The sequence below is a fragment of the Pseudomonas syringae genome, assembly GCF_021605415.1.
Classification (GTDB): Bacteria; Pseudomonadota; Gammaproteobacteria; order Pseudomonadales; family Pseudomonadaceae; genus Aquipseudomonas; species Aquipseudomonas syringae_S.
Window position 1 is genome coordinate 1 of the sequence record NZ_WKEQ01000004.1, and the last position, 19,675, is coordinate 19,675.

The following is a 19,675-nucleotide window of genomic DNA, read 5'->3' on the forward strand; positions in this document are numbered from 1 at the left end:
CCCTACCACAACCCCATGCGCAGCGCGTCGGGCTATCGCCTCGGGAATTCCCGCCGCCACAGCCTGGTTAGTCAACGCCGTATACAGCAATGCAGGAAACGCAGGCCCAGTTCCGGAAAGTGCGCTCAAGTAATCGATGCAATCCTCGTTCGGCACTTCATCCGCCGCACCGACAGTTTCGAACAACCGCTGCACCGCATCACGATCCGACTGTTCAAGGATCCCGCCACTGAACCAAGGCGTATACGATTGCCGAATCTCCACAGCAGCATTAGGCATCGCCCGTACCACGTGCTCAGCACCTGTCGCCACGGTGATGGCCGACGCCGAAAGCCCAGCCACGAGCGAGATCAGAAGCTTGCCGCGAGCATCAATCCGCAATTCCCGAAACTGATCCGGCCGAACCGACAGCACCACGATATCGCTGAGCTCGATCAACTCCTGGTTGTCGCTCAATAACCGCACATCCGTCCGCCAGGCGTCGCCACCCGAACGATTCGACACCAGCAACCGCCCCGCCGCAATCAATCCACTGTCGAGCGCCGCATCAGCAATCCCACGGCCCAACCAACCGGTGCCGCCAATGATTCCCAAGGTTTTATTGTTCATCCGACGCAGGCTCCTCGAAGGTCTCCACCAAGGGCCCAAACACACCGGGCTCTTTTTCCGCATAACCAAACTTGCCAAAGAAGCGATCCAGTTCCCGGCGCTTCGGTGCCTTGCCGGTGAATATGGTCACGTAATGCGGTATTCGACGAAAACGCACGACGATGTCTTCGGTGGTTTTCATGGTGATGTAGCCGATCTGCGTGAGGTAGATCGTCCGCGCCCGGGCGTCCGCCGCGTCAATGTCATAGCCGAAACGCCGGAACATGCCGGACAGTGCACTGATCCGCGCGTCGTCGGCGATGGCAATTTCCGCCGCGACTTCCGCCGACTGCAACGCCCAACTGCGCACCGCGAACTCGAACTGGGAGTCGAACAGTTCTGGATTCAGCCAGCATTCGAAAACATTAAGAATGCCTTCGCAGATGCTCTCCGAATAACTCTCGCACTGCGCGACCAGCCCGCCGCTGTTCATGTCCCGCCACTTGGTCAGCAATGCTGCCAGCAACTGCTCGCGATCTTCGTAGAACCAGTAAAAACTGGTGCGCGATAAGTTCAGCTGCTTGGCCAGTGGCATCACGCGTACGGCATCAACACCGGACTCCTTGAGCGCCTCGTAAGCGGCGTCGAGCCAGACGTCGACAGAGCCTCGCCAGCCAGAGTCCTGAGCCTTGGTTTTTGTCTTTCCTGCCTGGGCCATTTTAAAACCTTCATGCGGTGCCGAGGCCCAACTGTACACGCCCGGAACCATGACGTACATGTGCTGTACATCGGCGTACAGTTGAAAGACGCGGCCCACCCGTGCCCGGTCGAAAAAATCGAACTCCTCGCCGTCGCATCACCTCCAAAGCAATGAGCCAATGGAGGTAAGTACCCATGAATGACGACAAACACACCGACCCGCAGACAACCCCGAACGCACCACCTACTGATGCTTCCGGCAAACCTGTGAATGTGGTCGAACGGGATCTACAGGATCCTGATGACAAAACTCGCGGCGTGGATGAAACCATCACGCCCTCTTCTACCCGAACCAAAGAGCAGGACGCCGAAGAACTTCAGCGCAAAGTCGACGAGATCGAGCGTAAGGTCGCTGATGGGAATTAAGATGGCCGAATAAGCTCAGTCGGGCGCCTTGAGCGCCCTTCTATTTATACGCCTCGGCTATCTCAGCTTTATGCGCGGGGTTGATAGCACGGTTATTACCGAACACGCTGGAGGGTAAATTCACCCCATGAAAATCGGCATCATCTCCGACACCCACGGCCTGCTCCGCCCCGAAGCTATCGCCGCCCTGCAGGGCTGCGAGCAAATCATCCACGCAGGCGACATCGGCGCAGCGGAAATCCTTCAGCAACTGGCCACCATTGCCCCTGTCCATGCCGTACGTGGCAACAACGATCTCGATGCAGCCTGGGCAAGCGATCTGCCGGACCGCCTGCGTCTGAATCTCAACGGTTGGCACGCATTGCTGGTGCATGACATGGCGGACGTCGCCGCCAATCTTGATGAAAACATCAATCTGGTCATCACCGGCCACTCGCACAAACCGTGCATCGAACGGCGTGACGAAGTTCTCTTCGTGAACCCGGGCAGCGCCGGTCGTCGGCGCTTCAAACTGCCGGTCACACTGGCGCTTCTTGATGTCCAGGCCGAGTCGCTCGAACCCCGCCTGATTCCCCTCCTGCCCTGACTCAACTGAATCTTTTCCTCGATAACCGACGCAATCACCTAACCTCATACCCTGTGTGATCAACCAGAGTCGGGCACGCTCATGTGCAACACATTGAAGTCGTTGTTTTTTATCGCGCTGACGCTGTTCTCAAGCGGCATGGCACTGTCAGCCGCCGAACAGACAGTCACACCCAATACCACCGCCGCCGCCCCGCTGCCCGGCGTCAGTCAAAGCGACCTGCAAAACCTGCAGCAACGCCTCGATGCCCTGAAACAGCAGATTTCGTCGGCCAACAATTACAGTCAACTCGAAGCCCCACAGGATCGGGTGCAAACGTTCATTCTGGATGTCGATCAATTGTCCGCCGCGCTGTTGCCGCAGCAGGCTCAGTTGGCCGTGCAATTGGGCGTGCTGGGCGCGGCGCCGGTGGATGATGTCGCACCGGAGCAGGCGGATATCGCCGCACAAAGGGCCGCGCTGATCGAGCAGAAGACCAGAGTCGACACGGCCCTGAAGAATCTGGCTCTATTGAAAGACAGCGCCGCTGAGCTGATCACGCAAATCGCCGGCATTCGTCGCAGCCTGCTGGAGAGCGAACTGACTCTGCGCACTCACAGCATTTTGAGCCCGGGATTCTGGCTGCCATTGCTTGGTCCATCGCCGGACGACCGTCAGCGGGTGAACACTTTTTTCGATCAAGTGGCCGACAGCGCAGCGGTGGTCTGGCAGCCCGGGCAGCGGTTATACACGAGCGTATTGATCGTGCTGGCGTTGATTGTCTGGACGCTCGGTCGAAGGCTCGCCGACCGCTGGATGTCCTGGTTGTGCATTCACCGAATGCCCGAAGGACGGCTGCGGCGCAGTTCGCTGGCGTGCGCGTCGGCGCTGTCCACCATCGTGACCACCGGCATTGCGCTGCAATTGTTGTTTTATGCCTGCACCCGCTATTCACCGTTGACACCGACACTGGCGACCTTTTCCGAAGAGTTCGAAAAAGTAGTCTACGCCTGCGTCATGGTCACCGCGTTGAGTCGTGCATTGTTGTCGACTGAACATCCGTCCTGGCGCTTGCCGGCGATTGCCGATCCGGTGGCGCTGACGCTCAAGCCTTTCGGTCGGATCCTTGCTGCCACGTTGCTGGTGCTGGTGACGGCGGTGCAAGTCATCAACGCCGCCGGCATGAGCAGCCAGATCGTCATCGCCGGGCGGGGCGTAGTCGCGCTGGCAGTGTTTTGCATCATTGCGACGCTGCTGTTGCGTACCGGCAAAGTTCGAAAAGCGTTGGCGGCAGGCGATGCCACACCGGCGGCAGGCAGTACCTTCGCCGGCATTTTGTACACCGTCGCCAGCGTCGCGATGCTGGTGTCGTTGATCGCGCTGCTGACCGGTTATGTGTCGCTGGCCCGATTCGTCACTTACGAACTGGTGTGGGCGTTCATTGTGCTGTCCGGGTTTTACCTGCTGATCCAATTGCTCAAAGACGCTTGCGAATACCTGTTCTCGCCCCGGTATTCCAGCGGCAAGGCTCTGAAACAACTGTTGGGCATGAGTGACCGCCGGCTGGAACAAGCAGAAACATTGCTGTCCGGCGCCGGTCGTGCCGGGTTGATTTTGCTGTCGGTGGTCACGCTGTTTGTCGGCGGCATTGGCACGACGCTCGGGCAACTGGTCAGCAACATCCTCACGACCCTCGGCGGCGCGGGTCTGCGAAAATTCAACATCGTTCCCGGGCATTTGCTCAACGCCATGCTCGCGCTGCTAATCGGCATCTACCTGATTCGCGCCCTGCGCCGCTGGCTCGATAACGAGTTTCTGCCCAAGACCGACATGGATCCGGGCATGTGTGCCTCGCTCAGTACGCTGTTTGCCAACATCGGTTATGCGGCGGTCATTCTGCTGACGCTGTCCTCGCTGGGCGTGCGCTGGACGAATCTGGCGTGGATCGTCAGCGCGTTGTCCGTGGGCATTGGTTTCGGCTTGCAGGAAATCGTCAAGAACTTTGTCTCCGGGCTGATCCTGCTCACCGAGCGCCCGGTCAAAGTCGGCGACCTCATCAGCATCAGCGGCGTCGAGGGCGACATCCGACGCATCAACGTGCGCGCTACGGAGATCCAGCTCGCTGACCGCTCGATCGTCATCGTGCCCAATTCGCAATTGATCTCGCAAAACCTGCGTAACGTCACCCTTGGCGGCACTGCCCAGGGCGTCGCGACCCTCGAACTGGTATTCCCGCTGGACATCGACCCTGAAGAAGTGAAAAACCTGCTGTACGACACGTATCAGGAGCACGAAACCATTCTCGAAAAACCGGCGCCGTTCGTGCGTTTCAGCAAACTCAGCCCCGATGGCATCACCCTCACGGTGACCGGTTACGTCGCCAGCCCGAGGATCGTGGGCACGACGAAAAGCGATTTGCTGTTCGAGATTCTCAAACGGTTGGGCGCGGCGGGGATTGAACTGGCGAAAGCGCCGACGGCGGTTTGAAGATCAAAAGATCAAAAGATCGCAGCCTTCGGCAGCTCCAAAAAGTTCGGTGGCGTGTACCGATTCTCCACTTTCACCGCAGATCCCTGTGGGAGCTGACTTGCCAGCGAAGGCAGAAGCACAGCCAACATCTTCATCGCCTGAACCGGCGTCTTCGCGAGCAGGCTCGCTCCTACCGTGTTCTGCGATGACCCGGAATATCCGACACATCACCCCTGGTCACTTCCCCTTACACCTTTTATCGACCTGCGACACCCTGTCAGCCGGTACGGTCGTCCGGTTTGGTATCATGCGCCGCTTTTACGGTTAACCCGTCCGCCCGTCCTCTCGACCGGCGGGCCAGTAATGGGCGGTATTAGATGACGGCTTTGTTGACTCGCCGCAAGGTGCTTGCGGGAATGGGCGTGCTGGGGCTTGGCCTGCTCGCTGGTTGCGACACACGTGGCCAACTGTCGTACAAATACGGCAAGGATCTGAGCGACAAGATCATGGGCCGTACCTTCAGGTTGAAGAACACCGACGGCGAGGAAATGACCCTGTCGAGCTTTCGCGGGATGATGCCGATGGTGTTTTTCGGCTTCACCCAGTGTCCCGCCGTTTGCCCGACCACCCTCGCCCGCGCGGCGCAGTGCAAGAAGCTGATGGGCAAGGACGGCGACCGCTTGCAGGTGATTTTCATCACGCTGGATCCGGAACGCGACACGCCTGAAATCCTCGACACCTACGTCAAAACCTTCGATCCGACGTTTGTCGCGCTGTACGGCACGCTGGAAGAAACCGCGGCCACGGCCAAGGAATTCGACGTGTTCTACGAGAAGGTTCCCGCCGGCGACACTTATACCCTGTCGCACACCGCCACCAGTTATGTCTACGACTCCCGGGGCACCTTGCGCCTGGGCCTGTCCCAATCGCTTTCGGCACAAGAGTGCACGGAAGATTTGCTGACCGTCATGGAGGTTTGCTGATGCACCCCGTTCTGAACAACATCAAACGCGCTGTACTGGGTCTGTCCCTGCTGGGTCTGGCGTTCCAGGCAGCGGCGGCGACGACAGTAGACGACGCCTGGGTTCGCGCGACCGTGCCGAGCCAGTCGGCGACCGGCGCGTTTATGACAGTCACTGCCGAAACGGACAGCCAGTTGCTCAGCGTGGCCTCGCCCGTGGCCAAAGACGTGCAGATCCACGAAATGACCATGAAAAACGACGTCATGAGCATGGGCCCGGTGAAGTCGGTCGCGTTGCCGGCCGGCAAAACCGTCAACTTCGATCCGAGCGGTTATCACGTCATGTTGATGGGCCTGACCGGCCAGGTGAAGGAAGGCGACACCGTGCCGCTGATCCTCACCGTTGAAAACGCCAAGGGTGAAAAAGAAACGATCCAAGTGAAGGCGCCGGTCAAGGCACTGAACAACATGGCGGAACACGATCACAGCAAAATGCATTGATCGTCTGCGCCAACGGCGTCAACCCGAACGGGGCGGCATGATCGACGATCAGGCCGCCCCGTTTGCGTTCAATCAACTCCCTTCCCCGCCTTGTAACCAAACGCGCCTGTAACGGTTCAAGGTACCGATCAGAGGTACGGCACAGCGATTGCTAGCCAACAAATAACAATCGCTAGCAATAAAGGACTGAACACCCATGATGGCCGAATCCCGCCGTGGCGTTATTTGCTCTCCTCACCCCGAAGCCAGCGCCGCCGGCCTGCGAATTCTCGACGAGGGCGGCAGCGCCATCGATGCGATGCTCGCGGCCAGCGCCGTGTTGGGCGTGGTGTATCCGCACATGACCGGCCTGGGCGGCGATGCCCTGTGGTTGCTGCATGATGGACGCGTGCGCACCATCATGGGGATCGGCCAGGCCGGGCAACGCTTGCCGGGCAGCGGTCGCATCGATTTGCGCGGGCCCGGCAGCGTGGCGACCGCCGCCGGTGCACTGGCCAGTTGGCGCACGGCCCAAGGCATCAGCGCCGCTGAATGGGGTTCGCGCATGAGCTGGCGTGAACTGCTTGCCGATGCCGCCCACATCGCCCGCGCGGGTGCGCCGGTGTCGACTTCGCAACTGTTCTGGCAAAGCCATCGCGAAGCGTTGATCGAGACCCTTCCCGACCTTCATTCACTGTGCAAGACCGAAGGCCGCTGGCTGCGCGAAGGCGATGTGCTGCGCCAACCGCAACTGGCCGACACCCTCGACCAACTCGCCCGGCGAGGCATTGACGACTTTTATCAAGGTGAACTGGCTGAGGCCTTCGCCGAACACTTCCAGCGCCTGGACTGCGGCCTGACGCTGGCGGATCTGCAAGCCACCCGCGCCGATGAAGTTGCGCCGCTGTCGATCCGCTATCGCCAGGGTCGACTGTTCAACATCGCCCCGCCCTGCCAGGGTCTTTACACCCTGCAAGCGATGCTCGCGCTCGGCGAGACGAATCTGGCAGCGTGCGGCAACGGCAGCGTCGCCTATTACCACCACCTGGTCGAAGCGATCAAACAAGGCCTGTTGCGACGCAACGCCGAACTCCACGACCCGCGCCGCTCGGGCTGGGATTGCAACGCCAGCCTCAGTGCCGAGTTCGCGGCCGAGTACGCCGCTTACATCAACCCAGAACAGGCGCACCCGTGGAATGAAGTCGGTCGCCCGGCCGACACCGCATGGATGGCCGCCACCGACGTCGAGGGCCGCACCGCGTGCCTGATCCAGAGTCTGTTCCACGATTTCGGCTCCGGCGTGGTCATGGGCGATACCGGCGTGTTGTGGCAAAACCGCGCAGCCGGTTTCAGTGCCATACCCGACCATCCCAACGCGTGGGCGCCGGGTGCGCGACCGGCGCATACCCTCAATCCGTCGTGCTACCTCGCCGATGACGGCCGCCAGTTGTTTTTCGGTACCCAGGGCGGCGATGGCCAACCGCAGACGCAACTGGTGCTGGCGACCCAACTGATCGACTTCGCCCGTCCCATCGACGAAGCTCTGTCCACGCCGCGTTTCCTGCTCGGCCGCAGTTTTTTCGACGGCACCGACAATCTCAAGCTCGAAGCTGATGTCGGCGAGGCGGTCATCAACGGTCTCGCCACGCTCGGCCACGGCGTGGAAACCATTGCGCCGCTCAATGCTTACACCGGTCAGGCCGGGATCATCGCCGTGCAACCGGACGGCATCCGCCAGGCAATGCATGACCCGCGAGGCCAGGGTTGCGCCCTCGGCCAGCACGGCTGATCACGACGTTTGCCGGGCGACCGGCACTGGCGGATAATGCCCGCCGCACCCGCCTGCCGCGTCGCCGCCATAGAGGAACCGATGGCCTCAAAGACCGTTACTGCCAAGCAACTCGAAGTCCAGCGCATCGTCGATGTGCTGTCCAAAGGCATCGCCCAACATCGGTTGCGTCCCGGCACGCGGCTGATCGAAGCGCAGATCGTCGAGACACTGCAAGCCAACCGCAACCATGTGCAAGTGGCACTGCAACGCCTGGCGATGCAACGCATCATCACCATCGAACCGAATCGCGGCGCCATGGTGTCGCAACCCAGCGCGCGCGAAGCCCGGGAAGTGTTTGCCGCCCGCCGCGCGATCGAGCGCGCCATCGTCGAATGCATCACCCCGGCGATCATGCTCAAGCAGCAGGAACGCATCAGTCGCCACCTCAACAACGAGCGCGCGGCGACCAACGCCACGGATCGCCGGGCCATCGTCCGCGAACTCAGCGAATTTCATTTGCTGCTTGGGGAAATCTGCGGCAACACGGTGCTGAGTGAAATCCTCGCCAACCTGATGGTGCGCAGTTCGCTGATCGTCTCGCTTTACCAGCGCAACGACGTGCCGTCCTGTGCCTCGGACGAGCACCAGGAAATCATCACCGCCCTGGAAAATGGCCAGCAAGACAAAGCCGTGGCGGTGATGCTGGAACATCTGGACGAACTGGAAGAACAACTCGCCCTGGATGAACAGCCAGAACCGGAAATCAATCTGCGTGACGCGCTGTCCGGCCTCTGATCAGTCAGGCCGCAGCAATTGCGGCCGGGCTCTCTCGAACGTCTTGCGCCCGGCCTTGAAGCCCATCAGCGGCGCACTGATCCGCCCCACCACTGCTGCCGGATCCGGCGCGTCGAAGACCACAAAGTCCGCCCGACAACCCGGGGTCAGACCGTAATCCGCCAGGCGCAACAGCCGCGCCGATTCGCTCGACACCCAGCCCAGGCACCGTTGCAATTGCGCATCGGTGCCCAATTGGCTGACGTTGGCGAACAGATTGGCCTGACGCACCAGCGATGCATCGCCATAGGGCGTGAACGGGTTGCCGATATTGTTGGTGGAGATCGAACAGGTCACGCCGCATTCATGCAACTGCTCCAGCGGCGCCAGCCCCCGAGGCTTGTGGTGAAATTGCTCGCGGCCGGTCAAGAACAGATCCGTGGACGGCAAACACGTCACCTGCACCCCGGCCATCGCCAGCGCCTGGCCGATCTCGCGCAAATGCGCCAAGGGCAGCGCCGAGAGCTTGGTGACATGGCCGATGGTCACGCGCCCGCCCCAACCGTGTTGCTCGGTGCAGCGGATCACTTCGGGGACGGTCATGCCGGCCGGGTCGAGATCGAAATCCAGGTGCAGATCGAGATCGCAGTCGTAGCGCACAGCCATCTCGAACAGACGACGAATCTGCGCGCCCGGATCGCGATCCATGTACGGACAGCCGCCGAGCACTGTCGCGCCATTCTCTAGAGCCGCGCACAACAGTTCTTCGGTGCCGGGGTTGTCGAGCAGGCCTTCCTGGGGGAACACGCAGATTTCCAGTGTCACAGCCCAGGCGTAATCCGCCTGCAACTGCCGCACCGCGTTGAAACCGATCAGACCGATCTGCGGATCAAGCTCGACATGGGTACGCATGTGCATCGTGCCTTGCACAATCGCCTGTTCCAGCACCGACGCGCCGCGTCGATATACGTCCTCTACGGTGAAATCAGCCTTGGCCGCACGGGTCTGGGCGATGGCTTCAGCGAGGGTGCCCGCGTGCAGTTGGCAGCGTTCGAGGATGCAGGCCTTGTCCAGATGGAGGTGAGTCTCGACCAGGCCCGGATGCAGATAGCGGTCGCCGATGTCGAGAGTGTCGAAGGGGTCGTCGGGATTCAGTTCTTCCACGAAAAAGCCGTCGCGCACATAACGCTCGTCGCCGTTCGCGCAGAGGATTTTCAAGGCATTCATGCCGATGCTCCTTCGCCCAGATAAGCCGCTTCCAGTTGCGGATCGTCACGCAATTGCGCGGCGCTGCCGCTGTTGACGATGCGACCGTTTTCCAGCACGTAGGCGCGGTCGGCGACCTGCAGTGCGAGGTTGGCCATCTGATCCACCAGCAACAGCGTCATGCCTTCATCACGCAAGGTCGCGAGGGCGTCATACAGTTCGCCGATCATTGCAGGTGACAGGCCGAGGGTCGGCTCATCGAGCAAGAGGATTTTCGGTTTTGCCATCAAGCCGCGACCGACCGCGACCATTTGCTGTTCGCCGCCAGAGAGCAAACCGGCCGGGCTGTCGATGCGATCACGCAGGCGCGGGAAACGGCGGAGGATCGCTTCGATTTCGGCGTCGGCATCGAAGGCGTCGCGGCGCGAATAACCGCCCAGCAACAGGTTGTCGCGCACGCTCAACTGCCCGAACACCTGCCGTCCCTCCGGCACCAGCGCCAAGCCGCGAACGGCGATTTCGCTGGCGTCGCACCCCGCGATTTCCACGTCATCCAATAAAATGCTGCTGCCGGCCGCCGCGCCATGCAGGCCGGCGAGGCATTGGAGAATGCTCGATTTGCCCGCACCGTTGGCGCCAAGAATTGCCACCAGTTCACCGGGATTGACCAGCAGATCGACGCCGTCAACGACCGGGGCGGCACCGTAATCGATACTCAGGTTTTTGATGAACAACCGCGCATCGCGACTGCCGTCCCACAACGCCTTACGAGGCTGTGCCTGATACTGCGTCCCTCCCAGATACGCAGCAATTACGTGTGGATTGGCCCGCACGTCGGCCGGCGCACCGGCGGCGATCGGCTTGCCGGCGTCGAGCACCAGCAATTGCTCTGACACCGCCATGACCAACGGCATGTCGTGCTCCACCAAAACGATGGTCAGACCGAACCCGGCGAGACGGCGCAACAGTCCGGCGAGTCGATCAGTGTCTTGTCGACCCAGTCCGGCGGCAGGCTCATCAAGCAGCAGCACTTTCGGTCGCGTCGCCAGGGAACGGGCGATTTCCACCAAACGGCGGTCAACGTGAGGCAATTGCTCGGCCGGCAGATTCACCGAGCCGCTGTACCCCACCAGCGCGAGCAGATCCAGCGCCAAGGCTTTTTGCTCGGCATCGGCGGCGCAGAACGGTGAGCCCATGCGCCCGCCCTGCATCGCCACCAGCAGGTTTTCCAATACCGACAGTTCTGCAAAAAGCAGCGTCGTCTGGTAGGTGCGGCCGATGCCGGCGCGCGCGACTTTCCAGGATGGCAGGCCCGCCAAGGGCTCGCCGCCGTCGAGGCTGATTCGGCCCTGATCGGGCGTGTAAAAACCGCTGATCAGGTTCAACACCGTGCTTTTGCCGGCGCCGTTGGGGCCGATCAGGCTGGTGATGCTGCCGGCCGGCGCGTGCAGACTGACGTTTTGTGCAGCCTGTACACCGCCGAAACGGATGCCGATGTCTTCCACGCGCAACCCGGCGCCACAGCCCTTGAAGAACTCGCGCAACCGGGTCGATTCCACCAGCGTCGGCGCCCGTTGATCAATTGGCCGCCACCAACGCCGAGCCAGCGCGCCAAGCACACCGTCCGGCGCCAACCACAACACGCAAAGCAACAGCGCAGCGAATATCAGCAGGCGATATTCGGCGAAATCCGACAACGCCTCGGGCAGCAGCACAATCAGCAAGGCACCTAGCAACGGCCCGAACAACGTGCCGCTGCCGCCGACAATGACCGCGAGCACAAACAAGATCGACTGGCTGAACGGAAACGACTCGGGATTGATGAACATCATCAATGGTGCCACCAAGGAGCCGGCGACACCGGTCAGCGCTGCCGACAATGCGAAGGCCAATGTTTTCGCCAGCACAGGATTGAGGCCAATCGAGCGTGCGGCGATTTCCGAGGACTTCACCGCCAGCATCGCCAGCCCCCAACGGCTGGTGCGCAAACGCAGGTAGAAGCCCAGCGCAACAATCATCAGCGCCACAGCAATCAGTGCCAGCGCAATTGCCGGATCGAGACTGCCGAATTCCGGCATCAAGATGCCCATCAAGCCATTCGAACCGCCCGTGACGCTGCGCCACTCGATCAATCCGTGATGGACGACAAACGCGAAGGCAATGGTGATCATCGCCAGATACGGCCCCTTGACCCGCAATGCCGGAATCGCCAGCAAGCCGCCGATCACCGCGTTGACCACGGCGGCGACCGCCATGGCCGCCGGCAGCGGCCATCCGGCCATCGTCAACAGCGCCGAGGCATAGGCGCCTAACGCGTAGAACGCGATGTGGCCGAAGGAAATCTGCCCGGTCAGGCCGATGAGTATGTTCAGGCCGACACCGACCACTGTCGCCAGCGCGCAAAGGGTCAGCACCAGCAACGAATAACTGTCGAGCAAAAACGCCGCGATCGCGCAGCCAATGCCCAACGCCAGAAGCGCCAGCGGCGCCAGAGAATGACGGGCAGCGCTCATACTTTCACCCACGATTTGAAGCCGAACAGTCCGTCCGGGCGAATGGCAAGCGTCACGATGACCAGCGCAAAGGTGAAGATCTGGGTGAAGGCCGACCCGAAATACAGGGTCACGGCCGCTTCAACCAATCCAAACAACAGCCCGGCCGCAAACACCCCGCCGGCGCTGGTGATGCCGCCAAGAATCGCCACGGCAAAAGCCTTGAGGCCGAACAAAGTGCCCATTTCGGCATTGACGCTGAACAGCGGCGCAATCAACAGCCCCGCGACCGCTGCGAACACCGTCGACACGGCAAACGCCACGGCCACCACGCGCTTTACGCGAATGCCCATGAGCATCGCCGCTTGCGGGTTCTGCACGCAGGCTTCGAGCACTTTGCCCAGGCGCGTATGCCGCCGCACCAGCCACAACGCCAGCGCCACACCGGCACCGATCACCGGGATCAACAACTGCAACCACGACACTTGGCTGCCAGCCATTTGCACGCTGTGTTCGGTCAGCACGCTGACAAATTGCCGAGGCTCCTTGCCGAAGGTGAACATCACCAAATTGTCCACGAGAATACCGCCGGCCACCGTCGCCATCAGCCAGGCTTGCGAGCCACGTGAATGAAACGGGCGAACGAGAAAACGCTCGATGACCAGTCCATAAACGGCGGCCAACGCCAGTGCGGTGGGGAACGCCAGCCACGCCGGCCAGTGCCAGGTCACGCTGAAGCTGTAACCCAACACCGCGCCGAGCATCATCGCGCTGCCCTGGGCGAAATTCACCGTGCGAGACACCACATACGTGATGTGAAACCCCAGGGCCAGCAAGGCATACATGCTGCCCAGCCCCAGACCGGCCAGAAGTGTGGCGGTGATCATGCGCAAATCCTCCGGCCGGCACGTCATGGCGCGCCGGCCTGTGCAGGTGAGTCAGGGAGCGACCGGAACGATGCGGTCACCGTCGAAACGGGTGAACACGTAATCCTGCGGGCCGAGGGCATCGTGGCGCTCGGTGCTGAACGGCTGTTTGTAGTTCTTGATCAGGCCGTCGTAGTTCTGGATCGCATAAAAACCGTCACGCACCGCTTTGCCATCGGTGCTGCCGGCAGCAGCAATCGCCAGCGCGCTGAGGTGCAAGGCGTCATAGGCGTTGGCAATGCCGACAGCCGGAGTCACGTCGGCGAGGGTCTTGACCGCGTAACGCTGCTTGAGCGCCGCCAGCACCGCATCGCCGCGCGGGGAGTTGGTGTCCGTAAACACGTAGGTTTGAATGAAGTGCACGCGCCCGGCATTGGCGCCGGCCAACTCGCCGAAGCGACCACCCGCCGGGCCCCAGTGCGACACTACCGGCACGTCCCAACCCATGCGATCAAGCGATTTGACCACTTGCGCAGACGGCCCGACGTTGCCGACCATCAACAAGCTGTCGGCCCCCGCCGCTTTCAATCGCGCCAGTTGCGGCACCACGTCGAGGTCGCTGTCCTGAATCCGCTCGACCCCGGCATCCGCCATGCCGCGTTTGGCCAAGGCGCGCTTGAACCCGGCCTCGTTGGATTCGCCCCACGGGTTGTTGATGAGGATCAGCCCGGGTTTCTTCATCCCTTGGGTGCGCACCCCGTAATCCACCAGCGCTTCGTCGACCAGCTCATCAACCGCCGAAACGCGAAACACATAGTTGTCGGCCGCGCCGTTCTCGGTGATCTTCGTGCCAGCGGCCCAGATGCCCATGAACGGCACTTTCAACTGATTGGCCAACGGCACGATCGCCAGCGACACCGGCGTATCGAGGCCACCGAACAGCAGCGAAACCTTTTCCCGCTGGATCAGCTCGCGCGCCGCCAACATACCTTTGGACGGATTGCTTTCGTCGTCACGGCGAACCAGTTCCAGCGGGCGACCCAACACACCGCCAGCGGCATTGACCTCGTCGATGGCGATGCTCAAGCCGCGCGTCAGCGCTTCTCCGGATTTGGCCGATTGCCCGGACAACGCGGCTACCAGGCCAACCTTGATCGGCTCGGCAGCGTGAACGGCTGTGGTCAATATCAGCGAGGTGATCGCTGCGCACGGCAACAATCGTTTGAGCGAAAAGCGCGTCGGCATCTTGTTTTTCTCCAGAGTGCGAGTAGTCGTCATGACATTGCTAGCAAACTGGATGCCACCTTTGGCGACGCCTGTTTCCAGTGGTTTCGATGGTTGCAAGTCAACAGATACGCACAGATTGCGTGCGTGACGCACCACTTTCACACAGCGGACAAAGCGTACCTCACTGGGGAATTGGTTCAGCCTGATGACCGATTGTTAGCAATCCACAGCGATGGGACGCTGATCATTGATAAACAGTCTGAAACAATTAACCGGCCATGGCTTGAGGCCAGCAACGCTGCGGGCAGGAAGCGAGATTCACCTCGGCACATGCCCTTTTTCATTCCGACGTCTCCTATCGGAAATGTCGCACACGTTTAAATCCGCAATCCGGCTGTTTGCAATTGGTATCATCGCGCATACTTTTGTGACGTTTTGATGGCTAAAAGGTTTTTTAGTGAACGCTTTTTTGCGCTGGTTGCGGCACCCGAACGCCCGTCTCATTTCGCTCATCAGCCTGGTGCTGATCGTGCCGGTATGTTTGCGCGCGACCCTCGGCTGGTCGACGCCGCCGGGCTATTTGTCGGATCTGGCCATCGGCAGCCTGCTGGTGGTGGCGCTGCACCGCCGTCCATTATGGCTGGTGCTGCCGGTGCTGCTGTTCTGGGGATTGCTGGCCGTGACGACGGCCGAACTGGTCAGCGCCGTGGGCCGATTGCCGACGCCATCGGACATTCATTACCTGATTGACCCGCAATTCGTGGAAAATTCCACCGGCGGAGGCTTCGCCCATCCTGAAGTGGCGATTGCGTTATTGCTGGCGCTGCTATTGTGGCTGGCGACCCGCTGGGCCAATCGCAACACGCCCTCACCCGCTCTGCCCCGCGTAGTCTGGGCAACCCCGCTGGTGCTATTCACCGCCCATTGGGCCACGCAGAATCTGTCGCCTTCCGATGCTGATCCGTGGCGTCTGTATAACCTGCCGCACCAATTGTTCGCCGCCCAAGTCGCCGACCTGCAAGGCGATGCTGAAGAATGGCTGGCCGGCGACAGGGAAATGGTTACCCCAGACATGACCGCGCTGACCCAACTCGACCTCAATGGCCGCAAGCTTCTTGATGCGCCAGGCCGTGCGCGCAACGTGCTGATCGTCACCCTGGAAGGTATTCCCGGTGCATACATCGCCGCCAACCGCGAAGCCATGCACGGCCACTATCAGGAAGACCTGATGCCCAAGCTCAGCCGCTGGGCCGAGCGCGGCATGAACACCCCGGATTACGTGCTTCATACCCACCAGACCATTCGCGGGCTGTATTCGATGCTGTGTGGTGATTACGACAAGCTCGATAACGGCACGCCCAAAGGCGTGGAGATGCTCACCCTGCACGAACGCAACAAAGCCTGCCTGCCGGCGCAACTGCGCGAGCGGGGCTTCGCGACGCATTATCTCCAGGGTGCCGGCCTGCGCTTCATGGCCAAAGACAAGATCATGCCGCACATCGGTTTCGACGCGACCCACGGTCTGGAGTGGTTCACCAACAGCAACTATCTGGAATTCCCGTGGGGCAAGGATGACAAGGCCTTCTTTGAAGGCGCGCTGGACTACGTCAGCCAACTCAAGAAACAGAAACAACCGTGGATGTTGACGTTACTGACTGTCGGCACTCATCAGCCCTACTCGGCACCCGAAGACTATCTGGAACGCTACGAAACGCCGAAACAGGCCGCCGTCGGTTACCTGGACGATGCCATCGACCAGTTCCTCACCCGCCTTGAGCGTCAGGGCGTATTGAAAGACACACTGGTCGTCATCACGTCGGATGAATCTCATGGTATCGACGGCGTGCGCCTGGCGTCGTCCTGGGGTTTCAATCTGACGTTGGCACCAGAACAAGAACAACTGCCGCGCCTGAATGCCGGGGTCTATGGTCATGTCGACCTGAGCGCCTCGATCCTCGATTACTTCGACCTGCCGGTTCCCACCGCCCTCAGCGGCCGTTCGCTATTCCGTGACTACGATAGCGGGCGGCAAATCATGTCGTTCACCAACGGCAAGCTGCGCTATCACGACGGTCAGGGCACCCTTGCCGAATGTGACATGCCGCGCCGTTGCCGCTACTACGCCAGCGAGGGTTTCATCGCCGAAAGCGCCACGTTCAAAGGCAACTACAACAGCCAGCGCGCCCGCGAGATCGCCGCCCGGGCCACCGCGCTGGATTTGTCGTTGCTGCGCACACCGTTGAATCAGCATTATCAATTCGGCAGTTCCAACATCATTCCACTGCAAGCGCAGATCAAGGATGACTGGGCCGACAACCTGATCGGTGCGCAATACCTCGAAATGCCCAAAGGCTCTTACACCCGCGTGCGCCTCACCGTGCGCTCCGCCGACCCGCAGCAGACAGCCACCATCCTGCTCAAGGCCAAAGAGTTTGAACAGGATGTGCAACTGGGTCTGCCAGAAGAAATGGTGGTCACGCCGGATCAACCGCTGGAAATGGATTTCACTTTCGACAACCCGCAATCGCGCAAGGCGTTCTCCTTTCATTTGCTGGGCTATGGGCTCGGTGCGGTGGAAGTCAGTGATTTCAGCGTGATCACCGAGCTGCCGGGGCAGGAAGACATCCTTGATGACGTGCCGGATGACGACGCCGCACAGTCGAGCTGATCACTTTCGTTCGCCTGTAATTAGGCCGCTCGGGTAAAAGACTCTGGCTATCAGTGTCCAATAGTCGGCCTATTAGCCGACTTACCAAGTCGGGTCTAGCCTTACAAGTCCGAAGTCGGCACGAGCCGGCCGCGAAAGACCTGATAAGGATCCGAACATGGCAAACGAATCGAAATGCCCGTTCAATCACGCCGCCGGCGGTGGCACAACCAACCGCGACTGGTGGCCCGACCAACTGAACCTGAAAATCCTCAGTCAGCACTCGCCCAAGTCCGACCCGCTGGGCAAGGATTTCGACTACGCCAAGGCTTTCAAAAGCCTCGACTTCCAGGCGCTGAAGCGCGATATCGCTGCGCTGATGACCGAATCACAGGACTGGTGGCCAGCGGACTTCGGCCACTATGGCCCACTCTTCGTGCGCATGGCCTGGCACAGTGCCGGCACCTACCGCACTGCCGATGGCCGGGGTGGCGCAGGCTCCGGGCAACAACGTTTCGCCCCTCTCAATAGCTGGCCCGATAACGTCAGCCTAGACAAAGCCCGCCGACTGCTCTGGCCGGTCAAACAAAAATATGGCCGTAACATTTCCTGGGCTGACCTGATTGTCCTCACCGGCAACGTCGCGCTGGAATCCATGGGCTTCAAGACGTTCGGGTTTTCCGGCGGACGTCCGGATGTCTGGGAACCGGATGAAGATGTGTACTGGGGCTCGGAAACCAAATGGCTCGGTGGCGACAGTCGCTACGGCAATAAAGAAGTCATGCAGGAACCAGGCGAAGGCACGCTGGTGGCCGAAGCCGCAGAACATGGCAATGAAGAAAGCCGCACCGATCAGGGTCGTAACCTTGAAAACCCTCTCGCTGCCGTGCAGATGGGGCTGATTTATGTGAATCCGGAAGGCCCCGAAGGGAATCCCGATCCGGTCGCCTCGGCGAAGGACATCCGGGAAACCTTCGGCCGCATGGCCATGAACGATGAAGAAACCGTGGCGCTGATTGCTGGCGGTCACGCCTTCGGTAAAACCCACGGCGCCGGCCCTGCCGAAAACGTCGGCCCTGAACCGGAAGCCGCGGGCCTTGAAGAACAAGGGCTGGGCTGGAAAAGCACGTTCGGCACCGGCAAAGGGCCCGACACCATCACCAGCGGCCTCGAAGTGACGTGGACTACCACGCCGACGAAGTGGAGCAACAATTATCTGGAAAACCTGTTCGGCTTCGAATGGGAGCTGATGAAGAGTCCGGCGGGCGCAAATCAGTGGAAACCGAAAAACGGCGCCGGCGCTGGCACGATTCCAGATGCGTTTGATCCGCAAAAACGTCGCTTCCCGACCATGCTCACGTCTGACCTCGCGTTACGCTTCGACCCCATCTACGAACCGATCGCCCGACGCTTCCTGGCCAATCCCGAGCAACTGGCCGACGCCTTCTCACGGGCCTGGTACAAACTGATTCACCGTGACATGGGCCCATTGTCGCGCTATCTCGGGCCAGAAATGCCCGAGGAAGAATTGCTCTGGCAAGACCCACTGCCGGATGCATCGGGCGCCCCCATCGATGACGGCGACGTCAATGCACTGAAGAGCCAGGTATTGGCCTCAGGGCTGACGGTACCGCAACTGGTCTCCACCGCATGGGCCGCCGCTTCGACATTCCGGGGCTCCGACAAGCGCGGCGGCGCCAATGGCGGACGTCTGCGTCTGGCTCCGCAGAAATTCTGGGCGGCCAATCAGCCTGAACAACTGGACAAAGTCCTGACGACGCTTGAAGGCATTCAGGGTGAGTTCAATGGTGGTTCGTCCGGGAAGAAGGTGTCACTGGCGGATCTGATCGTCATCGCGGGCAATGCCGGTATTGAGCAAGCGGCGAGAAATGCCGGGGCTTCGGTCACCGTGCCGTTTTCACCGGGACGGGTCGATGCCACTCAGGAACAGACGGACGTCGAGTCGTTCGGCTTTCTTGAGCCGATTGCTGATGGTTTCCGCAATTACAGCAAAGGCAGATACCGCGTCTCGGCCGAAGCGTTGCTGATCGACAAAGCCCAACTGCTGACCTTGTCCGCGCCAGAAATGACTGCGTTGATCGGTGGTCTGCGTGTGCTGAACACCAATGTCGGGCAGACACGTCACGGCGTGTTCACCGACCGGCCGGAAGCGTTGACCAACGACTTCTTCACCCACCTGCTGGACATGAGCGTGGAATGGAAACCGACCTCGCCGACCAATGACGAATACGAAGGACGTGACCGCAAGAACGGCAACGTGAAATGGACGGCAACCCGGGTCGACCTGGTCTTCGGTTCGAATGCGCAATTACGCGCAATCGCAGAGGTCTATGCCAGCAGCGATGCGAAAGAGCAGTTTGTGAAAGACTTTGTGGCGGCGTGGACGAAGGTGATGAATCTGGATCGGTTTGATCTCAAATCCAGCTGACACAGAAAACCCGGTAGGAGCCGGGCCTGCCCGCGAAGGCGTCAGGACAGTCAAC

15 protein-coding genes are annotated in these 19,675 nt (G+C 60.7%); 9 read left to right on the forward strand and 6 right to left on the reverse strand.

Features of this window, described 5'->3' with window-relative positions; all coding sequences use genetic code 11:
* Positions 1-609: NAD(P)-binding domain-containing protein (locus GIW69_RS03635; RefSeq protein ID WP_236480763.1), on the reverse strand; the 609-nt coding region annotated here is incomplete at its 3' end.
* Positions 599-1,306, reverse strand: a complete 708-nt coding sequence (locus GIW69_RS03640; protein WP_236480764.1) for a TetR/AcrR family transcriptional regulator — start codon at positions 1,304-1,306, stop codon at positions 599-601. The genes GIW69_RS03635 and GIW69_RS03640, both read right to left, overlap by 11 nt.
* Before the next feature lie 176 nt (positions 1,307-1,482).
* Between GIW69_RS03640 and GIW69_RS03645 the strand changes: the two genes are divergently transcribed.
* The 7 genes from GIW69_RS03645 to GIW69_RS03675 all read left to right on the forward strand — a co-directional run bounded on the left by GIW69_RS03645 (position 1,483) and on the right by GIW69_RS03675 (position 8,754).
* Positions 1,483-1,713: a hypothetical protein gene (locus GIW69_RS03645; RefSeq protein WP_236480765.1), complete on the forward strand. Its 231-nt coding sequence runs from the start codon at positions 1,483-1,485 to the stop codon at positions 1,711-1,713.
* Between the two features lie 127 nt (positions 1,714-1,840).
* Entirely contained in the window at positions 1,841-2,299 is a 459-nt protein-coding gene (locus GIW69_RS03650) for a metallophosphoesterase family protein (RefSeq protein ID WP_236480766.1), read from the forward strand.
* A gap of 81 nt (positions 2,300-2,380) precedes the next feature.
* On the forward strand, positions 2,381-4,765 hold the full coding sequence (locus tag GIW69_RS03655) for a DUF3772 domain-containing protein (RefSeq protein ID WP_236480767.1): 2,385 nt from the start codon (positions 2,381-2,383) through the stop codon (positions 4,763-4,765).
* Positions 4,766-5,124: 359 nt separating this feature from the next.
* The gene (locus GIW69_RS03660; RefSeq protein WP_236480768.1) at positions 5,125-5,730 is read left to right on the forward strand and encodes an SCO family protein; all 606 of its coding nucleotides are present in this window, start codon (positions 5,125-5,127) and stop codon (positions 5,728-5,730) included.
* Complete coding sequence (locus GIW69_RS03665) at positions 5,730-6,209, forward strand: copper chaperone PCu(A)C (protein WP_236480769.1); 480 nt, start codon at positions 5,730-5,732, stop codon at positions 6,207-6,209. The genes GIW69_RS03660 and GIW69_RS03665 overlap by 1 nt, the downstream gene beginning before the upstream one ends.
* A gap of 196 nt (positions 6,210-6,405) precedes the next feature.
* On the forward strand, positions 6,406-7,977 hold the full coding sequence (locus tag GIW69_RS03670) for a gamma-glutamyltransferase (RefSeq protein ID WP_236480770.1): 1,572 nt from the start codon (positions 6,406-6,408) through the stop codon (positions 7,975-7,977).
* Positions 7,978-8,058: 81 nt separating this feature from the next.
* Complete coding sequence (locus GIW69_RS03675) at positions 8,059-8,754, forward strand: GntR family transcriptional regulator (RefSeq protein WP_236480771.1); 696 nt, start codon at positions 8,059-8,061, stop codon at positions 8,752-8,754.
* On the opposite strand, the gene GIW69_RS03680 is transcribed toward GIW69_RS03675, so the two are convergent.
* From GIW69_RS03680 to GIW69_RS03695, 4 genes are read right to left on the reverse strand one after another with little or no spacing between them, the layout of a single operon-like run.
* Positions 8,755-9,960, reverse strand: coding sequence for an amidohydrolase family protein (locus tag GIW69_RS03680; RefSeq protein ID WP_236480772.1), 1,206 nt, complete (start codon positions 9,958-9,960; stop codon positions 8,755-8,757).
* The gene (locus tag GIW69_RS03685) at positions 9,957-12,452 is read right to left on the reverse strand and encodes an ATP-binding cassette domain-containing protein (RefSeq protein WP_236480773.1); all 2,496 of its coding nucleotides are present in this window, start codon (positions 12,450-12,452) and stop codon (positions 9,957-9,959) included. The genes GIW69_RS03680 and GIW69_RS03685 overlap by 4 nt, the downstream gene beginning before the upstream one ends.
* Positions 12,449-13,318 carry a branched-chain amino acid ABC transporter permease gene (locus GIW69_RS03690; protein WP_236480774.1) on the reverse strand — a complete coding sequence of 290 codons (870 nt, stop codon included), beginning with the start codon at positions 13,316-13,318 and terminating at the stop codon, positions 12,449-12,451. The genes GIW69_RS03685 and GIW69_RS03690 overlap by 4 nt, the downstream gene beginning before the upstream one ends.
* Before the next feature lie 51 nt (positions 13,319-13,369).
* Positions 13,370-14,542 carry an ABC transporter substrate-binding protein gene (locus GIW69_RS03695; RefSeq protein WP_236480775.1) on the reverse strand — a complete coding sequence of 391 codons (1,173 nt, stop codon included), beginning with the start codon at positions 14,540-14,542 and terminating at the stop codon, positions 13,370-13,372.
* Between the two features lie 439 nt (positions 14,543-14,981).
* Between GIW69_RS03695 and GIW69_RS03700 the strand changes: the two genes are divergently transcribed.
* Positions 14,982-17,192, forward strand: coding sequence for an LTA synthase family protein (locus GIW69_RS03700; protein WP_236480776.1), 2,211 nt, complete (start codon positions 14,982-14,984; stop codon positions 17,190-17,192).
* A 157-nt stretch (positions 17,193-17,349) separates the two neighbouring features.
* Positions 17,350-19,620, forward strand: coding sequence for a catalase/peroxidase HPI (gene katG / locus GIW69_RS03705; protein ID WP_236480777.1), 2,271 nt, complete (start codon positions 17,350-17,352; stop codon positions 19,618-19,620).
* The last annotated feature ends 55 nt before the right edge of the window (positions 19,621-19,675 follow it).